The organism is Streptomyces sp. NPDC001401, from assembly GCF_042895385.1.
GTDB lineage: Bacteria > Actinomycetota > Actinomycetes > Streptomycetales > Streptomycetaceae > Streptomyces.
The window spans coordinates 939,669-959,554 of the sequence record NZ_JBIAWI010000001.1; the positions used below are offsets into that span (position 1 = coordinate 939,669).

At 70.5% G+C, this 19,886-nt stretch carries 15 protein-coding genes; 10 read left to right on the top strand and 5 right to left on the bottom strand.

From position 1 onward, the window contains the following. The first annotated feature begins 58 nt into the window (after window positions 1-58). A complete protein-coding gene (locus ACFY10_RS04375) occupies window positions 59-844 on the top strand; it encodes an SDR family NAD(P)-dependent oxidoreductase (RefSeq protein WP_390663523.1) in 786 nt (261 codons plus the stop codon). A gap of 4 nt (window positions 845-848) precedes the next feature. On the opposite strand, the gene ACFY10_RS04380 is transcribed toward ACFY10_RS04375, so the two are convergent. After that, the gene (locus ACFY10_RS04380; protein ID WP_390663524.1) at window positions 849-1,775 is read right to left on the bottom strand and encodes an oxidoreductase; all 927 of its coding nucleotides are present in this window, start codon (window positions 1,773-1,775) and stop codon (window positions 849-851) included. A 188-nt stretch (window positions 1,776-1,963) separates the two neighbouring features. Between ACFY10_RS04380 and ACFY10_RS04385 the strand changes: the two genes are divergently transcribed. The 3 genes from ACFY10_RS04385 to ACFY10_RS04395 all read left to right on the top strand — a co-directional run bounded on the left by ACFY10_RS04385 (window position 1,964) and on the right by ACFY10_RS04395 (window position 4,292). Beyond that, on the top strand, window positions 1,964-2,497 hold the full coding sequence (locus ACFY10_RS04385) for a DUF4232 domain-containing protein (protein WP_390663525.1): 534 nt from the start codon (window positions 1,964-1,966) through the stop codon (window positions 2,495-2,497). 215 nt (window positions 2,498-2,712) lie between these two features. Next, on the top strand, window positions 2,713-4,047 hold the full coding sequence (locus tag ACFY10_RS04390) for a S8 family serine peptidase (RefSeq protein WP_390663526.1): 1,335 nt from the start codon (window positions 2,713-2,715) through the stop codon (window positions 4,045-4,047). Further along, window positions 4,044-4,292 carry a hypothetical protein gene (locus tag ACFY10_RS04395; protein ID WP_390663527.1) on the top strand — a complete coding sequence of 83 codons (249 nt, stop codon included), beginning with the start codon at window positions 4,044-4,046 and terminating at the stop codon, window positions 4,290-4,292. Before ACFY10_RS04390 ends, ACFY10_RS04395 begins: the two co-directional genes overlap by 4 nt. 135 nt (window positions 4,293-4,427) lie before the next feature. On the opposite strand, the gene ppdK is transcribed toward ACFY10_RS04395, so the two are convergent. Together ppdK and ACFY10_RS04405 are read right to left on the bottom strand one after the other, a co-directional pair. Further along, the gene (gene ppdK, locus ACFY10_RS04400) at window positions 4,428-7,148 is read right to left on the bottom strand and encodes a pyruvate, phosphate dikinase (protein WP_390663528.1); all 2,721 of its coding nucleotides are present in this window, start codon (window positions 7,146-7,148) and stop codon (window positions 4,428-4,430) included. Window positions 7,149-7,553: 405 nt separating this feature from the next. Further along, window positions 7,554-8,750 carry an ROK family protein gene (locus ACFY10_RS04405; protein WP_390663529.1) on the bottom strand — a complete coding sequence of 399 codons (1,197 nt, stop codon included), beginning with the start codon at window positions 8,748-8,750 and terminating at the stop codon, window positions 7,554-7,556. A 120-nt stretch (window positions 8,751-8,870) separates the two neighbouring features. Here ACFY10_RS04405 and ACFY10_RS04410 point away from each other — a divergent pair, with 120 nt between their 5' ends. From ACFY10_RS04410 to ACFY10_RS04420, 3 genes are all read left to right on the top strand, one after another. After that, the gene (locus tag ACFY10_RS04410; RefSeq protein WP_390663530.1) at window positions 8,871-10,334 is read left to right on the top strand and encodes a trehalase family glycosidase; all 1,464 of its coding nucleotides are present in this window, start codon (window positions 8,871-8,873) and stop codon (window positions 10,332-10,334) included. Further along, window positions 10,331-12,268 carry a glycogen debranching N-terminal domain-containing protein gene (locus ACFY10_RS04415; RefSeq protein ID WP_390663531.1) on the top strand — a complete coding sequence of 646 codons (1,938 nt, stop codon included), beginning with the start codon at window positions 10,331-10,333 and terminating at the stop codon, window positions 12,266-12,268. Before ACFY10_RS04410 ends, ACFY10_RS04415 begins: the two co-directional genes overlap by 4 nt. A gap of 255 nt (window positions 12,269-12,523) precedes the next feature. Beyond that, complete coding sequence (locus ACFY10_RS04420) at window positions 12,524-14,275, top strand: CDP-alcohol phosphatidyltransferase (protein WP_390663532.1); 1,752 nt, start codon at window positions 12,524-12,526, stop codon at window positions 14,273-14,275. Window positions 14,276-14,291: 16 nt separating this feature from the next. Here the strand turns inward: ACFY10_RS04420 and dusB are convergent, their stop codons facing one another. Next, a complete protein-coding gene (dusB, locus tag ACFY10_RS04425) occupies window positions 14,292-15,458 on the bottom strand; it encodes a tRNA dihydrouridine synthase DusB (RefSeq protein ID WP_390663533.1) in 1,167 nt (388 codons plus the stop codon). Between the two features lie 98 nt (window positions 15,459-15,556). On the opposite strand from dusB, the gene ACFY10_RS04430 reads away from it, so the two are divergent. Then, window positions 15,557-17,002 carry a DHA2 family efflux MFS transporter permease subunit gene (locus tag ACFY10_RS04430; RefSeq protein WP_390663534.1) on the top strand — a complete coding sequence of 482 codons (1,446 nt, stop codon included), beginning with the start codon at window positions 15,557-15,559 and terminating at the stop codon, window positions 17,000-17,002. 86 nt (window positions 17,003-17,088) lie between these two features. Here the strand turns inward: ACFY10_RS04430 and ACFY10_RS04435 are convergent, their stop codons facing one another. Further along, entirely contained in the window at window positions 17,089-17,970 is an 882-nt protein-coding gene (locus ACFY10_RS04435; RefSeq protein WP_390664132.1) for a helix-turn-helix transcriptional regulator, read from the bottom strand. Between the two features lie 110 nt (window positions 17,971-18,080). On the opposite strand from ACFY10_RS04435, the gene ACFY10_RS04440 reads away from it, so the two are divergent. Together ACFY10_RS04440 and ACFY10_RS04445 are read left to right on the top strand one after the other, a co-directional pair. Then, window positions 18,081-19,508, top strand: coding sequence for an MFS transporter (locus ACFY10_RS04440; protein ID WP_390663535.1), 1,428 nt, complete (start codon window positions 18,081-18,083; stop codon window positions 19,506-19,508). A gap of 109 nt (window positions 19,509-19,617) precedes the next feature. Further along, window positions 19,618-19,824 (top strand): hypothetical protein, encoded by a 207-nt coding sequence (locus ACFY10_RS04445; RefSeq protein ID WP_390663536.1) that lies wholly within the window; start codon window positions 19,618-19,620, stop codon window positions 19,822-19,824. Window positions 19,825-19,886 lie beyond the last annotated feature (62 nt).

Here is a 19,886-nt window from a genome sequence, read left to right on the forward strand (position 1 = left end):
TCAAGGGGCCTCTTTCACGCCCTCATACTGAACCGATCGGTCAAGAACAGGGGAAATCATGACCACCACCGCTCGCACCACCGGCAGCCGCTTCTCCGACCGGACCGCCCTCGTCATCGGCGCCGGCTCCGGCATCGGACGGGCGATCGCGCTCGCGTTCGCAGCGGAGGGCGCCCGGGTCGTCGTGGCCGGCCGCCGCCGGGAACCGCTCGACGAGACGGTCCGCAGAATCGAGGACCAGGGCGGCAAGGCGCTGGCGGTCACCGCCGACGTGTCCGATGCCGCCGCCACACAGGCGCTGGTGGAGGCGGCCGTCGAAGCCTTCGGCTCGCTCGACGTGGCCGTCAACAACGCGGGCGTCTTCCGCGGCGGCGGCCCGCTGGCCGACCTGTCCGAGACCGACTGGCACACCCAGCTCGACATCAACGTCACCGGCGTCTTCCTGGCGCTGCAGGCGCAGATCCGCCAGATGCGCACCCAGCCGTCCGGCGGCGCGATCGTGAACGTCGCCTCCACCTTCGGTGCGCACACCCGCATCCCCGGAGCCGCCGCGTACGCCGCTTCCAAGGCCGCCGTCGCCGCGCTCAGCAAGGGCGCCGCCCTGGACCACATCCGCGACGGCGTCCGCATCAACGTGGTCAGCCCCGGCGCCACCGACACCCCCATGTCGCTGCGCCCCGGCGAGACGGAGGCGGACCGCGCCGAGCGGGTGAGGACCGCGCTCCCCCTCGGCCGCATCTCGGCGACGGAGGAAGTCGCCGCCGCCGTCCTGTACCTGGCCTCGGACGACGCGGCGTCGGCGGTGGGCACCGACCTGGTGGTGGACAGCGGGGCGACAGCCTGACGGCTCACGCCTTCAGCTGGTCGTACACCACCCCGGTGAGCCGCTCGGACGCCGCCCAAAGCCGTTCCCCCGCCGTGTCGTTGAGCGTCCACGGCGCCCGCCAGGACGGTGCGGGCGCCCCGCGCCACATCATGAACGACGGCCCCGTGAAGGAGTCCGGCCGCACGTCGGGCGCCGTCGCGGCGTACAGGACGGGCAGCGCCCCGGCCTGCGCCGACTGCGCGAAGACCCGGTTGCCGAGCTCCATCACCCGCCCGGTGAGCCTGCGCCCCTCCATCCGGGGCGCGGCACCCTGCAGATTGGTGGCCGCGTACCCGGGATGGGCCGCGGCCGCCACCACGTCCGCGCCGTGCGCCGCGAGCCGGCGCGCGAGCTCGTGGACGAAGAGCAGATTGGCCGTCTTGGACCGGGCGTACGCGATCCAACGCCGGTACCGGCGCTCGCTGTTGAGGTCGTCGATGTCGACGTTGGCCACCGCGTGCATCTCACTGGAGACGGCCACGACCCGGGAGCCGGGCGTGCCGAGCAGCACGGGCAGCAGCAGCCCGGTGAGCGCGAAGTGCCCCAGGTGATTGACCCCGAACTGCGTCTCGAAGCCGTCCGCCGTCGTCCCGTAGGGCAGCGCCATCACCCCGGCGTTGTTGACGAGCAGGTCGAGGTAGTCGTACGGGTACGACTCCGCGAACTCCCGTACGGAGCCCAGGTCCCCGAGATCCAGCCGCGCGAACTCGGCGATCGCCCCCGGCACCTCACCCACGATCCGGTCCGCCGCAGCACTCCCCCGCACCTCGCTCCGGCACGCGAGCACCACTCGCGCCCCCTTGCGCGCCAGCTCCCGCGCGACGACGTACCCGAGCCCGCTGTTGGCCCCGGTGACGACGGCGATGCGCCCGCTCTGGTCGGGGACGGCCTTCTCGTTCCAGCCGGACATGGACGGGCTCCCTCCGTGAGCGGGTGAATTCCCAGCGTAGGGGAGGGGTCCCGGCATGTCGCCGGAGGGTTCGCCACCCCGGTACCGCACCCGCACACGGTCCACGACCAGGTACAACTTTTTCCGCTGGGCACTCATCTAACAGAACACCCACATCCACCCATTCGCCCGACGGAGGCGGATATGCCATGTCTCTCCACTCTCGACGACCTTCCCGACGCGGCCTAGCCGCCCTCCTGTCCGCCGGCCTCCTCGGTCTCGCGGGCGCGGGAGCGGCATGGAGCGCGACGGCGACGACGGCCACGGCGGCGCACCGACTGCGCACCTGCGCCGTGAGCGACCTCTACGTCTCCATGGGGCGCAAGGAGGGCGCGGCCGGCTCGGTGTACTGGCCGATCCGGTTCACCAACACCAGTACGACCGGCTGTGCCCTGCGCGGTTATCCGGGCGTCAGCGCCCTGGACACGGCGCACCGGCAGATCGGCCCGGCCGCCACCCGCACCGGCCAGTCCTACTCCACCGTCACGCTCGCCCCCGCCCACTCCGTCTCCGCGGTCATCCGCACCACCAACGGTCCGATCGGCGGGCCCTGCCTGCGCACGGGCACCTACCTGCGGATCTATCCGCCGGCCTCGCTCGAAGCGGTCCTCGTCCCGGCTTCCTGGACGATCTGCTCCGGCAACTTCCAGGTCGGTCCGGTCAACACCCAGGGCACTTTCTGAGGAGGCGAAGGAGGCCCGTGTTGCGGGCCTCCACGCTCGATGCGAACGTGGACGAGGGGGCGATGCCGACGGCCTGGCAGAGGACATCCTTGCAGGTCACGGCAGTACGTGTCGATCCACGACCCATCCGCGCCCCCTCTTGTCGGCGCTGATTCTCCGTGCCTCGACGCGTGTCCACGAACCGGGGGAACAGCGCACAGAAAGCGGGAAATTCAATGGCGAATGGACCCATGGACAGGCGCGCCTACGGCGAGCACCCCGATCGGCCGAGCGGCCCCCTCACGGGCCAGAGCTCGGAGTACACCGGTCGGTACGTGGTCCTGCTCGACCCGAAGAACCAGGAAGGCGGCCTGGACGCACTGCGTTCCAACGCCGACATCGCGTCCGTCGAACGTGTCCGAGGAGCCGACGTCACGAACGTGGCCGAACTCCTGGAGCGCCCCGACGTCTCGGTGCACTTCGAGGAACTCGCCGCCGCCGTCGTCGAGGTGCGGCCCGATCAGCGCCACGCGCTGGTGACCACGGCCGAGGCGGAGTCGTCGATCATCGCAGCCGAGCCGGAGCGCATGGTCTACGCCATGCCTGTCACTGCTCCGCACCAGGCGCCGACCGAGTTCTTCCCGGCCTACCGCAGCGACGAGGATGTGGTCAGCCGTCACACCGAGGCCGAGATCGCCATGGGCCATGGCCCGGCCTGGCACGAGAAGGAGTGGACCTGGGGCCTGCAGGCCATCCGGGCCAACCTGTCCCAGATGACCGGAAAGGGGGTGAAGATCGCCGTCCTCGACACCGGCGTGGACACCGAGCACCCGGACTTCGCGGGGCGCATCGCGGCGACGGTCTCCTTCGTCCCGGGCGAGAAGGTCGACGACGGCAACGGCCACGGCACGCACTGCATCGGCACCGCCGCCGGTCCGACCAACCCCAGGCAGGGACCCCGCTACGGCGTGGCACCCGAGGCGCAGATCCTCGCGGGCAAGGTGCTCAACAACGAGGGCTTCGGCAACGACGGCCAGATCCTGGCGGGTATCGCCTGGGCCATCTCCCAGGGCGCGAAGGTGATCTCCATGTCGTTCGGCTCCCGGGTCCGGCCGGGTGAGCTGTTCCCGCAGACGTACGAGAACCTGGCCAAGCGCGCGCTCAAGCTCGGAACGGTGCTCGTCGCCGCCGCGGGCAACGACAGCAACCGGCCGGGTTCCATCATCCCCGTCAGCCGGCCGGCCAACTGTCCCTCCATCCTCGCGGTGGCCGCGCTCGACAAGGCGCTCAACCCGTCGTTCTTCTCCAACGGCGCCATCAACGACCAGGGCGGCGAGATCAACATCGCCGCGCCCGGCCGGGACGTGCACTCGGCTGCCCCTGACGGCGGGTACCGGGTCCTGAGCGGCACGAGCATGGCCACCCCGCACGCAGCGGGTGTCATCGCACTGCTCGCCCAGGCGGCCCCCAAGGCAACCGCGGCGCAGCTCATGGCCAGCCTGAAGGCCACTGCGTTCCCGATGGTGCAGCCGGTCAGTGACGTCGGCTCGGGCCTGCTCCAGGCCCCGTGAGCGAGTCGTCTCCTTCCGCTCCGGTCGGGGTCGTCCTCGCGGTCGACCCCGACCGGTTCGCGCAGGTGGTCCAGGCCCTGCGGCGGGCCGGTCTCACGGTCACGGGCGAGCAGCCGATCCTCGGCACGCTCTCCGGCACCGTCGCTGAAGACCGGATCCCCGCCCTGGAGGCGCTCGACGGAGTCGATTCCGTCGACCGGGAGGTCACCATCCAACTCCCGCCGCCCGACGCACCGATCCAGTGAGGGAGAGGGCGGCACCCCCGCACGGGTGCCGCCCTCTTTCGTGATCCGGAACCGCCGCCCATCGGTGTTGAGGGTCGGGGACGGGCGACGGTTCCGGGGTTCAGGGGCCATACGGCCCAGCAGTGGCCGTATGCCCTACCGGTGGTCGCTGCCCGCCGACTGCGTGGCCGCGCGCCCCGCCTCCAGGCGGGCCACCGGGATCCGGAACGGCGAGCAGGAGACGTAGTCGAGACCCACCTCGTGGAAGAAGTGGACCGACTCGGGGTCACCGCCGTGCTCGCCGCAGACGCCGAGCTTCAGGTCGGGACGGGTCTCGCGGCCCGCCTGCACCGCCGACCTGACCAGCGAGCCGACGCCGTCCTTGTCGATCGTCTCGAAGGGCGACACTCCGAAGATGCCCTTCTCCAGGTAGGCCGTGAAGAAGGAGGCCTCCACGTCGTCCCGGCTGAAGCCCCACACCGTCTGGGTGAGGTCGTTGGTGCCGAAGGAGAAGAACTCCGCCGCCTCCGCGATCTGGCCGGCCGTGAGGGCGGCGCGCGGGAGCTCGATCATCGTGCCGATGGCGAGCTTGAGCTGCGTGCCCGTCGCCGCCTCGACCTCCGCGATGACCTGGTCGGCCTCCTCGCGGACGATCTCCAGCTCCTGGACCGTGCCGACGAGCGGGATCATGATCTCGGCCCGCGGGTCGCCCTTGGCGTTCTTGCGCTCGGCCGCGGCCTCGGCGATCGCCCGTACCTGCATGGTGAACAGGCCGGGGATGACCAGGCCGAGGCGTACACCGCGCAGACCCAGCATCGGGTTCTGCTCGTGCAGCCGGTGCACCGCCTGCAGCAGGCGCAGCTCGTTCTCGTGCGGGTCCTTGCGGGACTCGGCGAGGGCGACGCGCACCGACAGCTCGGTGATGTCCGGCAGGAACTCGTGCAGCGGCGGGTCCAGGAGACGGACCGTCACCGGCAGACCGTCCATCGCCGAGAACAGCTCGACGAAGTCCTGCTTCTGCAGCGGGAGAAGCTCCTTCAGGGACTCCTCGCGCTCGGCGTCCGTGTCCGCCAGGATCAGGCGTTCCACCAGCTCACGGCGGTCACCGAGGAACATGTGCTCCGTACGGCACAGGCCGATGCCCTGCGCGCCGAAGCGACGGGCGCGCAGCGCGTCCTCGGCGTTGTCCGCGTTGGCGCGCACCCGCAGGCGGCGCTTGCGGTCGGCGAACGCCATGATCCGGTGCACGGCCTCGACGAGTTCGTCGGCGTCGTTGGCGCCGGCGTGCATCCGGCCCTCGAAGTACTCGACGACCGGGGAGGGGACCACCGGGACCTCGCCCAGGTAGACCTTGCCGCTGGAGCCGTCGATGGAGATGAGGTCGCCCTCCTCCACCACATGCCCGCCGGGCACGGTCATCCGCCGCCGCTTGGTGTCGACTTCCAGCTCCTCGGCACCGCACACACAGGTCTTGCCCATGCCGCGTGCGACGACGGCCGCGTGGGAGGTCTTGCCGCCGCGCGAGGTCAGGATGCCCTCGGCCGCGATCATGCCGTCGAGGTCGTCGGGGTTGGTCTCACGGCGGACCAGGATGACCTTCTCGCCGGAACGCGACCACTTCACCGCGGTGTACGAGTCGAAGACGGCCTTGCCGACGGCCGCACCCGGCGAGGCCGCGATGCCCCGGCCGACCTGCTCGGTCTTCGCCTCCTCGTCGAACTTCGGGAACATCAGCTGCGCGAGCTGGGCGCCGGTGACCCGCTGCAGGGCCTCGGTCTCGTCGATCAGCCCCTGGTCCACCAGCTGCGTCGCGATACGGAAGGCCGCACCCGCCGTGCGCTTGCCGACGCGGGTCTGCAGCATCCACAGCTGCCCGCGCTCGATGGTGAACTCGATGTCGCAGAGATCCTTGTAGTGGTTCTCCAGGGTCTCCATGATCTGCATCAGCTGGTCGTACGACTTCTTGTCGATCTGCTCCAGCTCCGCGAGCGGGACCGTGTTGCGGATGCCCGCGACCACGTCCTCGCCCTGCGCGTTCTGCAGGTAGTCGCCGTAGACGCCCTGGTGGCCGGAGGCGGGGTCGCGGGTGAAGGCGACGCCCGTGCCGGAGTCGGGGCCGAGGTTGCCGAAGACCATCGAGCAGACGTTGACGGCCGTGCCGAGGTCGTGCGGGATGCGCTCCTGGCGGCGGTAGAGCTTGGCGCGGTCGGTGTTCCAGGAGTCGAAGACCGCGTGGATGGCGAGGTCCATCTGCTCGCGCGGGTCCTGCGGGAAGTCCCGGCCGGCCTCGGTCTTGACGATCCTCTTGAACTTGGTGACCAGCTTCTTGAGGTCGGCCGCCTCGAGCTCGGTGTCGACGGTGACCTTCTTGGCCGTCTTCGCCGCCTCGAGCGCGTCCTCGAAGAGCTCGCCGTCGACGCCGAGGACCGTCTTGCCGAACATCTGGATGAGGCGCCGGTAGGAGTCCCAGGCGAACCGCTCGTCGCCGGCCTGGTCGGCGAGACCCTTCACGGACTTGTCGGAGAGCCCGATGTTCAGGACGGTGTCCATCATGCCGGGCATGGAGAACTTCGCGCCGGAACGGACGGACACCAGGAGCGGGTTGTCGGCCTGGCCGAGCTTCTTACCCATACGGGCCTCGAGCGCGTCGAGGTGTGCACTCACCTCGTCACGCAGTGCCGCCGGCTCCTCGCCGCTGTCGAGGTAGACCTTGCAGGCTTCTGTCGTGATCGTGAAGCCGGGGGGAACGGGGAGTCCCAGGTTGGTCATCTCGGCGAGGTTCGCGCCCTTGCCACCCAGGAGGTCCTTGAGGTCCTTGTTTCCCTCGGTGAAGTCGTAAACGAACTTCGCTACGTGGGGTTCTTTGTTTTCCGACACGGTCTCGACTCCCTCGAGGACGCGGTGGCTGCCCTGACGGCGAGGAACATACCCAGATCAAAGGCGTCTGGGTACGTCTACTCACGCGTCATGCGCCTGTAACCACTCGTCCGCCAGCGGATCGAAAGTCAAAGCTTGGCAAGCGGTGACGCGCGGATGTTTTCACTTCTTGAACGCACGGGTGCCCGGAGGTGGGGTTTTTCGCTCAGATGAGCGGAGTCCGGCGCGTCTGATTTCGATCGATGAACGATCAAGGGGTGGCACCCAGTGCCACCCCTTGGAGAAGTGCAGTCGCCCAAGATCCGCTCATCTGAGCGCAACCCTTATCAAGGGTGGCAAGAATCACGCTGCCACAGAGGCCCGGATTTCACCATGCGGACGTGTCCTGGGACAGAAACACGGACGTCACACGCCCATCGCCAGCAGCCGTTCCTCCACCCGCTCCGGCGCGTACAGGTACTCCACGACCAGCGCACCGGCCCCCACCAGCCCGGCCCGCTCCCCCAGCCGTGAGGTGACGACGTCCAGGTGGGCCGTGGACCGGGGCAGCGCCCGCTGGTACAGCAACTCCCGTACGCCGGTGAGGAATGCAGTTCCGGCCAGATCTCCCGCGATCATCAGCACCCCGGGGTTGAGCAGCGTTACGACGGTCGCCAGTACGTCGCCGACCTGCCGCCCCGCCTCCCGCGCGAGCCCGAGCGCCTCCGGATGCCCGGCCGCCAGCAGATCCCGCACATCCGAGCCGGACGCCGCCGGCACCCCGGCCTCCGCCAGCCGCCGCGCCACGGCGCCACCACTGGCGACGGCGGCCAGACAGCCGTACGACCCGCACCGGCACAGCGCCTCCGCGCCCACCCGGATGTGCCCGATGTCGCCGGCGCCCCCGTCGATGCCCCGGTAGATCGCCCCGCCGACCACGACGCCGGCACCAATACCCGTCGACACCTTGACCAGCACGAACGCCGAGCAGTCGGCGTATCCCGTGCGCTGTTCGCCGTACGCCATGAGGTTCGCGTCGTTGTCCACCTGCACCGGCACCGGTCCGGCGCCCGTGTGCTCGGTGAAGGCTCTGGCGAGGCGGCCTCTTATGTCGTAGCCGTCCCAGCCCGGCATCATCGGCGGCTGCACGACCCGCCCGGTCTCGCTGTCGACGGGCCCCGGCACCGCGAGTCCGATGCCGCAGACCGATTCCGCCCGGTGCCCGGACTTCTCCAGCAACTCGGCGAACCAGCGGCCGAGTTCGCCGAGTACGGCGTCCGGGCCGTCCTCGATGACGAGCGTGCCGGAGTGCTCGGCGTGGATCTCGCCGGTCAGGGACAGGACGGCGGCGCGGGCGTGGCGGGTGTCGAGGTCCGCGGCGAGGACCACGGCGTGCTCGTCGTCGAACTCCAGGGTGATGGAGGGGCGGCCGCCGAGGGGCGAGTCGACCGGGCCGCCGGCGCCCTCGCGCAGCCAGCCCGCGCGGAAGAGCCGGTCGAGGCGCTGGCCGACGGTGGCGCGGGAGAGTCCGGTGGCCTGCTGGAGCGCGCCGCGCGTGGTCGCGCGCCCGCTTCGTACCAGTTCGAGCAGATCGCCCGCGCGAGCCTGGCCGCGTCCAGTCATGCGCACCCCCTTGTGTTTCTCAAGCCTGCATTACATCCTGAGTTTTGCGTGTTAAATAGACGTAACTCTACGGTAGCCATGACCGAACCGGTCGACCGCACGTCTTTCGGGGAGCCCCGAGTGGATCGCACTGCCCAACTCACCAGCCGTGCCGCACAGCACCCCATTGCATACGATCCACCCCCCACGCCGGGTTCGCTGCACCTCAGAGCCGTCCGCGTTCTGGAGGACAACTGGACGGGTGCCTCCACCGTCCCCTCGCGCAGCCTGTATCCGCACCAGTGGTCCTGGGACTCCGCGTTCATCGCGATCGGCCTGCGGCACCTGTCGCCGTTACGGGCACAGACGGAGTTGGAGACGCTGCTGGCCGCCCAGTGGGAGGACGGGCGCATCCCGCACATCGTCTTCAACCCCTCCGTACCGCTCGACGCGTACTTCCCGAGCCCCGACTTCTGGCGCTCCTCGACCGCGGGGCGCGCTGCGGGCGCCCCGCGCACCGTACAGACCTCCGGCATCGTGCAGCCACCGGTGCACGCGCTGGCGGCCTGGCTGGTGCACTGCGCCGACCCGGGGCTGTCACGTGCGCGCGGCTTCCTCACCCGGATGTATCCCCGGCTGGCCGCCTGGCACCGCTATCTGCTGCACCGGCGGGACCTGGGCGGCGGCGGCCTGGCGTCCGTCGTGCACCCCTGGGAACAGGGCATGGACAACAGCCCTTGCTGGGACGCGCCGCTGGCCCGCATCACGCCCGCTCCGGCCCGCTCCTTCCGCCGCGCCGACCTCGACCACGGGGCTGCCGAGGACCGGCCGACGGATCTGGACTACGGACGGTACGTGCGGCTGGCGACGGACTACCGGGATCGCGGATACGCCGACGGGGGCGGGGAGTTCGCGGTCGAGGACCCGTCCTTCAACGCCCTGCTCATCGCCTCCGAGCACGCCCTGGCCCGGATCGCGCGCGAGCTCGGCGCGACGGGCACGGCTCGCCATGCGCGTGCGGAGCGACTGACGAGCGCCATGCTCGACCGGCTCTGGGATCCGGCGGAGGGGATGTTCTTCTGCCGGGACGTGCGCGGCGGGCAGCTGATCCCGGAGCGGAGCGTCTCGGGCCTCGTCCCCCTCCTCCTGCCCACGCTCCCGCGCGAGACGGCCGCCGTCCTCGTCCGCACGGCCTGCGGACCGCACTTCGGACTCGGCGGCGCGACCCGCCTGGCCCCCTCCTACGACCTCCTCGGCGAGGCCTTCGACCCGCACCGCTACTGGCGGGGTCCGGCCTGGTTCAACACGAGCTGGCTGCTGGAGCGCGGTCTGCGCACCCACGGCGAGCAGACGCGGGCCGACGTGCTGCGGGAGGCCGTCCTGGACATCGCCGGCAGCTCCGGGTTCGCCGAGTACGTGGACCCGTTCACCGGCGAGGCGTGCGGCGCGAGCGGGTTCAGCTGGACCGCCGCGCTCGCGCTGGATCTGCTCCATGAGCGCCCCGGACACGGCGTGTCCGGCACGGGCATCGGCACGTTCGACAGAAGTGACTTCGGCAGAAGTGACAAGAGTGACAAGGCAGTCAGGGGAGGCGACCGGGCATGACGGACCGGCATCATCTGCTCGTGCACGGCGGGACGTTCGCGGCCGTCGGCGACGGCGGGGACATCAGCGGCGTGAGGGGGTCGGGCTCCCCGGACGGGTTATTCGTACGGGACGCCCGGCATCTGAGCCGCTGGCAGCTGACGGTCGACGGCGCGGTGCCGGAGTCTCTCACGCCGGTCGCGGACGGGGACACGGCGCGCTGTGTCCTGGTCCCGCGCGGCGGACGCCAGGAGCCGCCCGCGCACACGATCTTCCGCGAACAGGCCGTCGGCGACAGTGCGTTCGTCGAGTCCCTGCGGGTGACCAGCAACCGCCCGGTGCCGACCACGATCCGCCTCGCGGTCACCGCGGACGCCGACTTCACCGACCAGTTCGAGCTGCGCTCCGACCACCGTACGTACACCAAGATCGGCGCCACCCGCTCCCGCCGGATCCTGGACGACGGCGTGGAGTTCAGCTACCAGCGCGGTGAATGGCGTTCCTGTACGACGGTGACGGCCGAGCCCGCCCCGGACGGCGTCGAGGAGACGGGCACGGGCGCCCGGCGCCTGGTCTGGACGCTGGAACTCGAGCCGCACGGCACCGCCGAACTGGCGCTGCGGGTGGCCGCCCGTCCGCACGGGGCGACACAGGACCCCCGTGTCCCCGACTCGCCTGCCGCCGCCAACGCCCAACTCCTGGCACTGGAGGGCGAGTTCGTGGAGGGCGTGCCCTTCCCGACCGGCTGGCCCGAGCTGGCGGCGGCCTGTGCACGCGGTCTCGCGGACCTGGCCTCGCTCCAGGTCACCGCGACCGGCCCGGACGGCGAGGAGCTGCGCGTACCGGCCGCCGGGGCCCCCTGGTTCCTGACCCTGCTGGGCCGCGACGCCCTGCTCACGTCCCTCTTCGCCCTCCCCTACCGCCCGCAGCTCGCCGCCGCCACGCTGCCGGCGCTCGCCGCCACCCAGGCGACCGAGACCGGCACGGACTCGGTGTCCCAGCCCGGCAAGATCGTGCACGAGGTACGGCACGGCGAGCTGGCGCACTTCGGACAGGTTCCGTTCGGGCGCTACTACGGCTCCGTGGACGCCACACCGCTGTTCCTCGTGCTGCTGGGTGCGTATGTCGAGCAGACCGGGGACCTGGCACTCGCGCGCCGGCTGGAGCCCCACGCCCGTGCGGCGATCGGCTGGATGCTGGATCACGGCGGGCTCACCTCGCGCGGCTATCTGGTCTACCGCGCCGACCAGGGCGGCCTCGCCAACCAGAACTGGAAGGACTCCCCCGGCGCGATCTGCTCCGCCGACGGGACGCGGGCCAGCGGGGCGGTGATGGCGGCGGGCGCCCAGGGGTACGCCTACGACGCGCTGCGCCGGACGGCCTGGGTCGCGCGCACGGTCTGGGAGGACGAGGTGTACGCGGCGCTGCTGGAGCAGGCGGCCGGCGATCTGCGGGACCGTTTCCAGCGGGACTTCTGGATGCGGGACCGGTCCTTCCCGGCGCTGGCTCTGGACGGCGAGGGCAACCAGGTGGACGCGTTGGCGTCGGACGCCGGGCATCTGCTGTGGTCGGGGCTGCTGGACAAGGAGTACGGCGAGTTGGTGGGCCGGCGGTTGCTGGAGCCGGACTTCTTCTCGGGGTGGGGTGTGCGGACGCTGGCGGCGGGCCAGGCGGCGTATCACCCGTTGTCGTACCACCGGGGTTCGGTGTGGCCGCACGACAACGCGCTGATCACGTTGGGGCTGGCGCGGTACGGGCTGCATGACGAGGCTCGGGCGGTGGCGCATGCGCTGGTGGATGCGGCGACGGCAGCCGGGCATCGGCTGCCGGAGGTTATTGCGGGGTATGGGCGCGACACCCATGCCGAGCCAGTGCCTTATCCGCATGCGTGCGTGCGGGAGTCGCGGTCTGCGGCCGCCCCTCTTGCTTTGCTGACGGCGGTTGGGGGCGCGTAAGAGCTCGGTCGGGGCGGTTGTGTGGCGGGTGCGGGTTCGTTGTGGTTGATCGCGCCCACGCGGCGGAGCCGCAAATTGATACAGCCCCGCGCCCCTAAAAGCACAATCGGCACCGTTGACCGGGCGTTTGCCCGGTGTTTGCCTCACGCCGTGAACAGGTCCCGCGGGCCCGCCGTACGTCATGTCGGCGGGCCCCCAGCCTCCCCAGCGTTGGCCCGCCGCCTTTCCACGGGTCTCGCACGGAAGGACCTTCGGGTGCCTGTCTTCACGCGCGTTCGTCAGCAGCCGGATACGGCCGACACCATCACGGAGGGCACGTCACCCGAGGCCGGTCTCCGCTCCCGCCTCTCCGGCTGGCGCGACCGGCACCCCACGGCCGTCCGTAACGCACGGTGGACGATCACGATCCTCGCCGCCGTCGTCGTCCTCGGTGCGCTGCTGCTGCCGAACCGTCTGACGACGCTGCAGGCCGGCCGGTGGTTCACGCGGATACCCGTGGAGGCCATCATCGGGGCGGCCGTCGCGCTGGCATTGCCGCGTCGGCCCCGGCTGGTGGTGGCGGTGCTGTCGGGGGCGGCGCTCGGGGCGATGGTGGTCCTGAACCTCCTGGACATGGGGTTCGTGGAATACCTGGGGCGGCCCTTCAACGTCGTACTGGACTGGGAGCTGCTGCCCGACGCGCAGTCGTACATCGCGGACTCGATGGGCAAGGCGGTGGAGGTCGGGGCGACCATCGGGGTCTTCGTGCTCATCGTTGTGGTCCTCGGCGTCATGGCGCTGGCGATGGTGCGGCTCAGCAACCTGCTCGCGGGGAACAAGCAGATCGCAACCCGGGGGACCCTGGCCGCCACCGTCGTCTGGGTCACCTGCTCCGCCCTGGGGCTGCAGATCGCCGGGGTTCCGCTCGCGTCCGACCGTACGGCCGGGGCAGTCGCCGTCCAGGCGGGCCGGGTGCGGGACACCCTCCGGGACGAGGCCGCCTTCCAGAAGGTGGCCAAGGTCGACGAGTTCGGCAACACACCGCCGAGCCAGCTGGTGCCCGATCTGCGCGGCAAGGACATGATCTTCACGTTCATCGAGAGCTACGGCCGCAGCGCGATCGAGGACCCGGTCGAGGCGCCCGGCGTCGACAAGACACTCGACGTGCGCACCAAGGCGCTCGCCAAGGCCGGCTTCCACGCCAAGAGCGGCTGGCTCACCTCGGCGACCTACGGCGGCAGCAGCTGGCTGGGCCACTCCACGACCATGTCCGGCCTGTGGATCGACAACCAGCAGCGCTACCGCACGGTGATGGCGAGCGACCACCTCAGCCTGACCAAGGCCTTCGCGAAGACAGGCGACTGGGACACAGTCGGCATCATGCCGGGGGTCCAGAAGAGCTGGCCGGAGTCGAAGTTCTACGGCCTGGCCAAGTACCGCAACGCCTTCCAAATGGGCTACAAGGGCCCGAAGTTCAGCTGGTCGACGATGCCGGACCAGTACGCACTCCAGCAGTTCCAGAACCTGGAGCACAGCAAGAAGCGCAGCAAGCCACTCATGTCGCTGGTCATCCTGACCTCCAGCCACCAGCCCTGGGCGCCGATCCCCAAGATGGTCCCCTGGAACGACCTGGGCGACGGCTCGATCTTCAAGGCCATCCAGAAGGCCGGCAACAAGCCCTCGGACATCATCGCCAGCTCGCCCAAGTCCCAGGCGGAGTACGGCAAGTCGGTCCAGTACTCGGTGACGGCCCTCACCCAGTGGCTCGAGCGCTACGGCAACGACAACACCGTCCTGGTCTTCCTCGGCGACCACCAGCCCATCGCCCGCGTCAGCGGCAACCACGCCAGCCGTGACGTACCGATCTCGATCGTCGCCAAGGACCCCAAGGTCCTGGACAAGATCGACGGCTGGGGATGGACGGACGGTCTGCGGCCCGCGCACAACGCCCCGGTGTGGAAGATGAGCGCGTTCCGCGACAGGTTCCTGACGGCGTACGGCTCGACTCCGCACCCGAAGAAGGGCTGACGGCCGCTGCGGGGCCTCAGCCGCCGGAAGTATCCAGCTCCGCTTCCTCGCCGATCCCCGCGCAGTCGTACGGGTCCTTCAGCCAACCGTCCGGCAGCACCACCCTGTTGTTGCCGGACGTGCGGCCGCGGGGGCCGTCGGCGCCGGTGGGCCAGGGCTGGTCGAGGTCCAACTCATCGAGCCCGGCGCGGAGTTCCTCCAGGGACGACGTGATCGCGAGGCGCTTGCGCATCTCGCTGCCGACCGCGAAGCCCTTCAGATACCAGGCCACGTGCTTGCGGAAGTCGACGACGCCCTTGGACTCGTCGCCGATCCACTCGCCGAGGAGGGTGGCGTGGCGGACCATGATGTCGGCGACCTCGCGGAGCGCCGGGCGCGCACTGCATCCATCAGTGCCTCCGGCACGGGCCCGTGTACGACCCTCGAACGCCGCCACCAGGTCCGCGAAGAGCCACGGCCGGCCCAGGCAGCCGCGGCCCACGACCACCCCGTCGCAACCCGTCTCCCGCACCATCCGCAGCGCGTCCTCCGCGGACCAGATGTCGCCGTTGCCGAGGACGGGGATCTCCGGCACGTGCTCCTTGAGCCGCGCGATCGCGTCCCAGTCCGCCGTGCCGCCGTAGTGCTGGGCGGCGGTGCGGCCGTGCAGGGCGATGGCCGTCACGCCCTCCTCGACGGCGATACGGCCGGCGTCGAGGTAGGTGATGTGGTCGTCGTCGATGCCCTTGCGCATCTTCATGGTGACCGGGAGGTCACCGGCGCCCGAGACGGCCTCGCGGAGGATCGCGCGGAGCAGGTTGCGCTTGTACGGGAGGGCCGAGCCGCCGCCCTTGCGCGTCACCTTCGGCACCGGGCAGCCGAAGTTCAGGTCGATGTGGTCGGCGAGGTCCTCCTCCGCGATCATGCGGACGGCCTTGCCGACGGTCGCCGGGTCGACGCCGTACAGCTGGATCGAGCGCGGCTTCTCCGTCGCCTCGAAGTGGATCAGCTGCATGGTCTTCTCGTTGCGCTCGACCAGCGCCCGGGTCGTGATCATCTCGCTCACGAACAGCCCCTTGCCACCACTGAACTCCCTGCACAGGGTGCGGAAGGGCGCATTGGTGATCCCGGCCATCGGGGCCAGGACGACGGGCGGCTCGACGGTGTGCGGGCCGATCTGCAACGGGGACACGGGCGTGGACATTGGCCCATTGTCGCGCATCGACAGTGATCATGTAGCAGCCATTAGTTAGGCGCACTATTAGTTAGACGCACTATCGAAGTCGGCGTACAGTGAAATGCATGCCCGAGCTCAGCCCTCGCCGACGTCTGCTCGTCCTCGCGATCTGCTGCATGAGCCTGCTGATCGTGAGCCTGGACGTCACCGCCCTGAACGTCGCCCTGCCGTCGATGCAGCGGGAGCTGCACGCGAGCACGGCCGGCCTGCAGTGGACCATCGACGCGTACACGCTGGTCCTGGCCTCGCTGCTGATGCTCGCCGGCTCCACGGCCGACCGCATCGGCCGCAAACGCGTCTTCATGGCGGGCCTGATCGTCTTCGCGGCGGGCTCGCTGCTGTGCTCCCTCGCCCCGAACCTCGACTCGCTCATCGCCTTCCGCATGATCCAGGCGGTCGGCGGCTCGATGCTCAACCCGGTCGCCATGTCGATCATCACCAACACCTTCACGGACCCGGCCGAGCGCGCCCGTGCGATCGGCGTCTGGGGAGGCGTCGTCGGTATCTCCATGGCCGCGGGGCCGCTGGCCGGCGGGCTGCTGGTGGAGTCGGTCGGCTGGCGCTCGATCTTCTGGGTCAACCTGCCGGTGGGCCTGGCGGCCCTGTTGCTCACCCTGCGCTACGTCCCCGAGTCCCGCGCCCCCAAGGCCCGCCGCCCCGACCCGGTCGGCCAGCTCCTGGTGATCACCCTGTTCGGCGCCCTGACGTACGCCATCATCGAGGCCCCGAACTCGGGCACGGCCTACGTGCTCCCCTTCGTCGCGATCGCGCTGGCCGCACTGGTGGGGCTGCTCCGGTACGAGCCCCGACGCGCCGAACCACTGATCGACCTGCGGTTCTTCCGGTCGGTGCCGTTCAGCGGGGCGACGGTGATCGCGATCAGCGCGTTCGCCGCCCTCGGGGGGTTCCTGTTCCTGTCGACGCTGTATCTGCAGAACGTGCGCGGGTACGACGCCCTGCACGCGGGCCTGTGGATGCTGCCGATGGCCGTGCCGACGCTCCTGTGTGCGCCGCTGTCCGGGCGGCTGGTGGGGAGCAGGGGGCCGCGGCTGCCGCTCCTCGTCGCCGGCACCGCGATGACGGCGAGCGCGGTGTTGTTCGCCGGGTTCGAGGCCGAGACGTCGAACGTCACGTTGTTCGTCGCGTACGTGCTGTTCGGCATCGGGTTCGGGTTCGTGAACGCGCCCATCACCAATACCGCGGTGTCGGGGATGCCGCGCGCCCAGGCCGGGGTTGCCGCCGCCGTTGCGTCCACCAGCCGGCAGCTCGGGCAGACGCTCGGCGTCGCGGTGGTGGGGGCGGTGTTGGCATCCGGTGTGGGGGCCTCGTCGTACAAGGACGTGTTCGTCTCGGCTTCCGTGCCGGGGTGGTGGATTCTCGTCGTGTGTGGGGCGGCGGTGCTTGTGCTCGGGGCGCTGACCAGCGGGCGTTGGGCTCGGCGGACTGCTGAGCGGACGGCTGAGGAGCTTTCGTCTGCAGAGGTGCGCCAACCGACCGGGGTCCGTGCGTAGTTCGGCGGGTGCGGGTTGGTGGGGGCTGGTCGCGCCCACGCGGCGGAGCCGCATATCGATACAGCCCCGCGCCCCTTATGGGGCGGTCATCTCCCCAGCGCTATCTTGTGCAGCTTCTCCATCCGCGCCCTCGACTCGTCGTCCGCCGGGACATACGTCACCATGCGTGAGCCGACCTCCGGGCCCAGCCAGAGCTCGGACTGGTCCACTACCAGGCGGCCCACCAGGCGGTTGAGGAACTCCTTGCGCTTGCTGTGTGCGACGACCACCTCGTGGCGCTCCCAGGCCTCGCGGAAGTCCGGGTATTCACGGAGTCGCTTCAGGAGCATCTTCCAGGCGGGCTCGGTGAGATGGCCGGCCATGGAGGCGCGCAGGCGGGCCGCCATCAGGCGGCGGGTCTCCTCCAGGTGCACGATCGAGTTGCGCCAGTCCTCGTTCGTGTAGGACAGCAGGACGCAGTTGCGGTCCTCGGGCGGCACCTCCTCCAGGTCGCACAGCAGCAGTCCGAGCGTGCGGTTGTGGGCGAGGATGTCGTACCTGCTGTTCTGGATGCTCGCGGCGTACGGCTCCAGCTGCTCCAGCATGGCCCGTAGGGCGGGCGTCACCGACGGACAGATCAGGGCCGGTGTCGGGTCGACCGCGCCGGCCAGCTGGAAGAGGTGGGCGCGCTCGGTGGCGTCGAGCATCAGGGTGCGGGCCAGGGCGTCGAGGACCTGGACGGAGACCTGGATGTCACGGCCCTGTTCGAGCCAGGTGTACCAGGTGACGCCGACCGCGGAGAGCTGGGCGACCTCCTCGCGGCGCAGCCCGGGCGTGCGGCGCCGGCGGCCGCGCGGGAGCCCCACCTCCTCCGGGGTGATGCGCTCGCGGCGACTGCGCAGGAAGGCTGCCAGCTCGTGGCGCCGTACCTGGGCGCCCTCGCCACGCGAGGACGGGGTCACCGTCTCCTGGTTCGTCACCTGAGCCATCGTCGCCATGCCTCCAGCCTGCCGTCCGCCGGATCCTGTTTCCAGGTAGTGCTTCTACCAGGATAAAGAGACTCTGGTACCAGCCTGGGCGGAGGCGCACGCTCGAAGGCGTGACCGAAACCATCGCTACACGCACCGTCCGCTCGCCGGCCGCGCCACCCTCGCTCGGCGGCCTCGGACTCTTCACCGTGCTGCTGGCAGCGGCACTGCCTCTCATCGACTTCTTCATCGTCAATGTCGCTCTGCCGACCATCGGCAAGGACCTGCATGCCGGCGAGTCCGTTCTCGAGCTTGTCGTCGCGGGGTACGGGCTCGCGTACGCCGTCCTGCTCGTCCTCGGGGGACGGCTGGGCGATCTGTTCGGGCGGCGGCGGTTCTTCCTCGGCGGGATGGCGGCCTTCGGGCTCACCTCGCTGGCCTGCGGACTCGCGCCCACTGCCTGGACGCTGGTCGCGGCGCGGGTCGCGCAGGGCGCCTCGGCGGCCGCGATGCTGCCGCAGGTCCTCGCCACCATCCAGGCGGCGACCTCGGGACAGCGCCGGGCGAAGGCCATGGGCCTTTACGGCGCCACGGCCGGACTGTCCATGGTGGCCGGGCAGATCCTCGGCGGGGTGCTGGTGGCCGCCGACATCGCGGGCACCGGCTGGCGCTCGGTCTTCCTGGTGAACGTCCCCGTGGTCGTCGTAGGGCTGGTCCTGGCGGCCCGCGGTGTTCCCGAGACCCGTTCCCAGCGCCCGGAGCCGGTGGACGGACCCGGCACCGTCCTGCTCACCGTGTCGCTCCTCGCCCTGCTGGCCCCGCTCACCGAGGGCCGATCGGCGGGCTGGCCGCTGTGGACGTGGCTGTCGCTGGCGGCGTTCCCGTTCCTCGTGGCGGCGTTCTACGCGGTGGAGCGCCGGGCGGACCGGCAGGGCCGTACGCCACTCGTCCCGCCGAGCCTGTTCGCGCTCACCTCGCTGCGGCGCGGTCTGGTGATGATCCTGCCGTTCTCCATCGGCTTCAGCGGCTTCATGTTCGTGATCGCGGTGGCGCTGCAGCGGGGCGCGGGGCTGGGGCCGGTCCCGGCGGGGCTGGCGCTCGCGCCGATGGCCGTCGTGTTCTTCTTCGTCTCGCTCGCCGGGCCGCGGCTGGTCGCCAGGTACGGCACCCGGGTCGTGACCGCGGGCGCGCTGCTCCAGGGCATCGGCATCGGTCTGATGGCGCTGGCGGCGTGGCGGTCCTGGCCGGACCTCGGCCTGGTCGAACTGCTCCCCGGAGCGGTGTTCGCCGGCGGCGGCCAGGCGCTCCAACTCCCCATCATCTACCGGGTCGTTCTCTCCGAGGTGGAGCCCGTGCGGGCCGGCGTCGGCAGCGGCGTGATGATGACCACTCAGCAGTCCGCTCTCGCCCTCGGCGTGGCCGCCCTCGGCACCCTCTTCCTCTCCCTGATCCCGGGGATGGGCATGCGGGACGCCCTGGTCGTCACGTTGCTGACCCAGCTGGGCTGCATCGCACTGACCGGCCTGCTGAGCCTGCGCCTGCCGCGCACCATCGGATGAGTGCCGCCCCTGCGGGCCGGACCCTGCTCACGGATTGGCCAACTCGCTGTGAAGATTCTCCTGTTGATGTTGGTCTTGCTGCACACTCCTTAGCCGGAGGCGAGACATCATGCTGGAGATCAACACGAGCAAGGTGAGCCGCTGGGACCAGCACGGACGTGAGCACGTCGTCCGGGTGCAGCGCGCGGGAGTGCAGCGCACGATCAGATGCGACACGTGCGGCTGGCGCAAGGGCGCGCAGTTCCTGCCCTGGCTGAAGGCGGAGGAGCATCTGGCCGAGGTGCACCAGGCGACGGTGGATCCGTCGGAGGCCTGACTTTCCCCGGCCGCGGGCGATGACTTCCCGCCGCCGTGGGAGTCGTACGTAGGACGACCGCC

Bases quoted from the DNA above. Each gene is read 5' to 3' on its own strand.
- ACFY10_RS04375 (WP_390663523.1), top strand. From the start codon at position 59: ATGACCACCACCGCTCGCACCACCGGCAGCCGCTTCTCCGACCGGACC.
- ACFY10_RS04380 (WP_390663524.1), bottom strand. From the start codon at position 1,775: ATGTCCGGCTGGAACGAGAAGGCCGTCCCCGACCAGAGCGGGCGCATC.
- ACFY10_RS04385 (WP_390663525.1), top strand. From the start codon at position 1,964: ATGTCTCTCCACTCTCGACGACCTTCCCGACGCGGCCTAGCCGCCCTC.
- ACFY10_RS04390 (WP_390663526.1), top strand. From the start codon at position 2,713: ATGGCGAATGGACCCATGGACAGGCGCGCCTACGGCGAGCACCCCGAT.
- ACFY10_RS04405 (WP_390663529.1), bottom strand. From the start codon at position 8,750: ATGACTGGACGCGGCCAGGCTCGCGCGGGCGATCTGCTCGAACTGGTA.
- ACFY10_RS04415 (WP_390663531.1), top strand. From the start codon at position 10,331: ATGACGGACCGGCATCATCTGCTCGTGCACGGCGGGACGTTCGCGGCC.
- dusB (WP_390663533.1), bottom strand. From the start codon at position 15,458: ATGTCCACGCCCGTGTCCCCGTTGCAGATCGGCCCGCACACCGTCGAG.
- ACFY10_RS04430 (WP_390663534.1), top strand. From the start codon at position 15,557: ATGCCCGAGCTCAGCCCTCGCCGACGTCTGCTCGTCCTCGCGATCTGC.
- ACFY10_RS04435 (WP_390664132.1), bottom strand. From the start codon at position 17,970: ATGGCTCAGGTGACGAACCAGGAGACGGTGACCCCGTCCTCGCGTGGC.
- ACFY10_RS04445 (WP_390663536.1), top strand. From the start codon at position 19,618: ATGCTGGAGATCAACACGAGCAAGGTGAGCCGCTGGGACCAGCACGGA.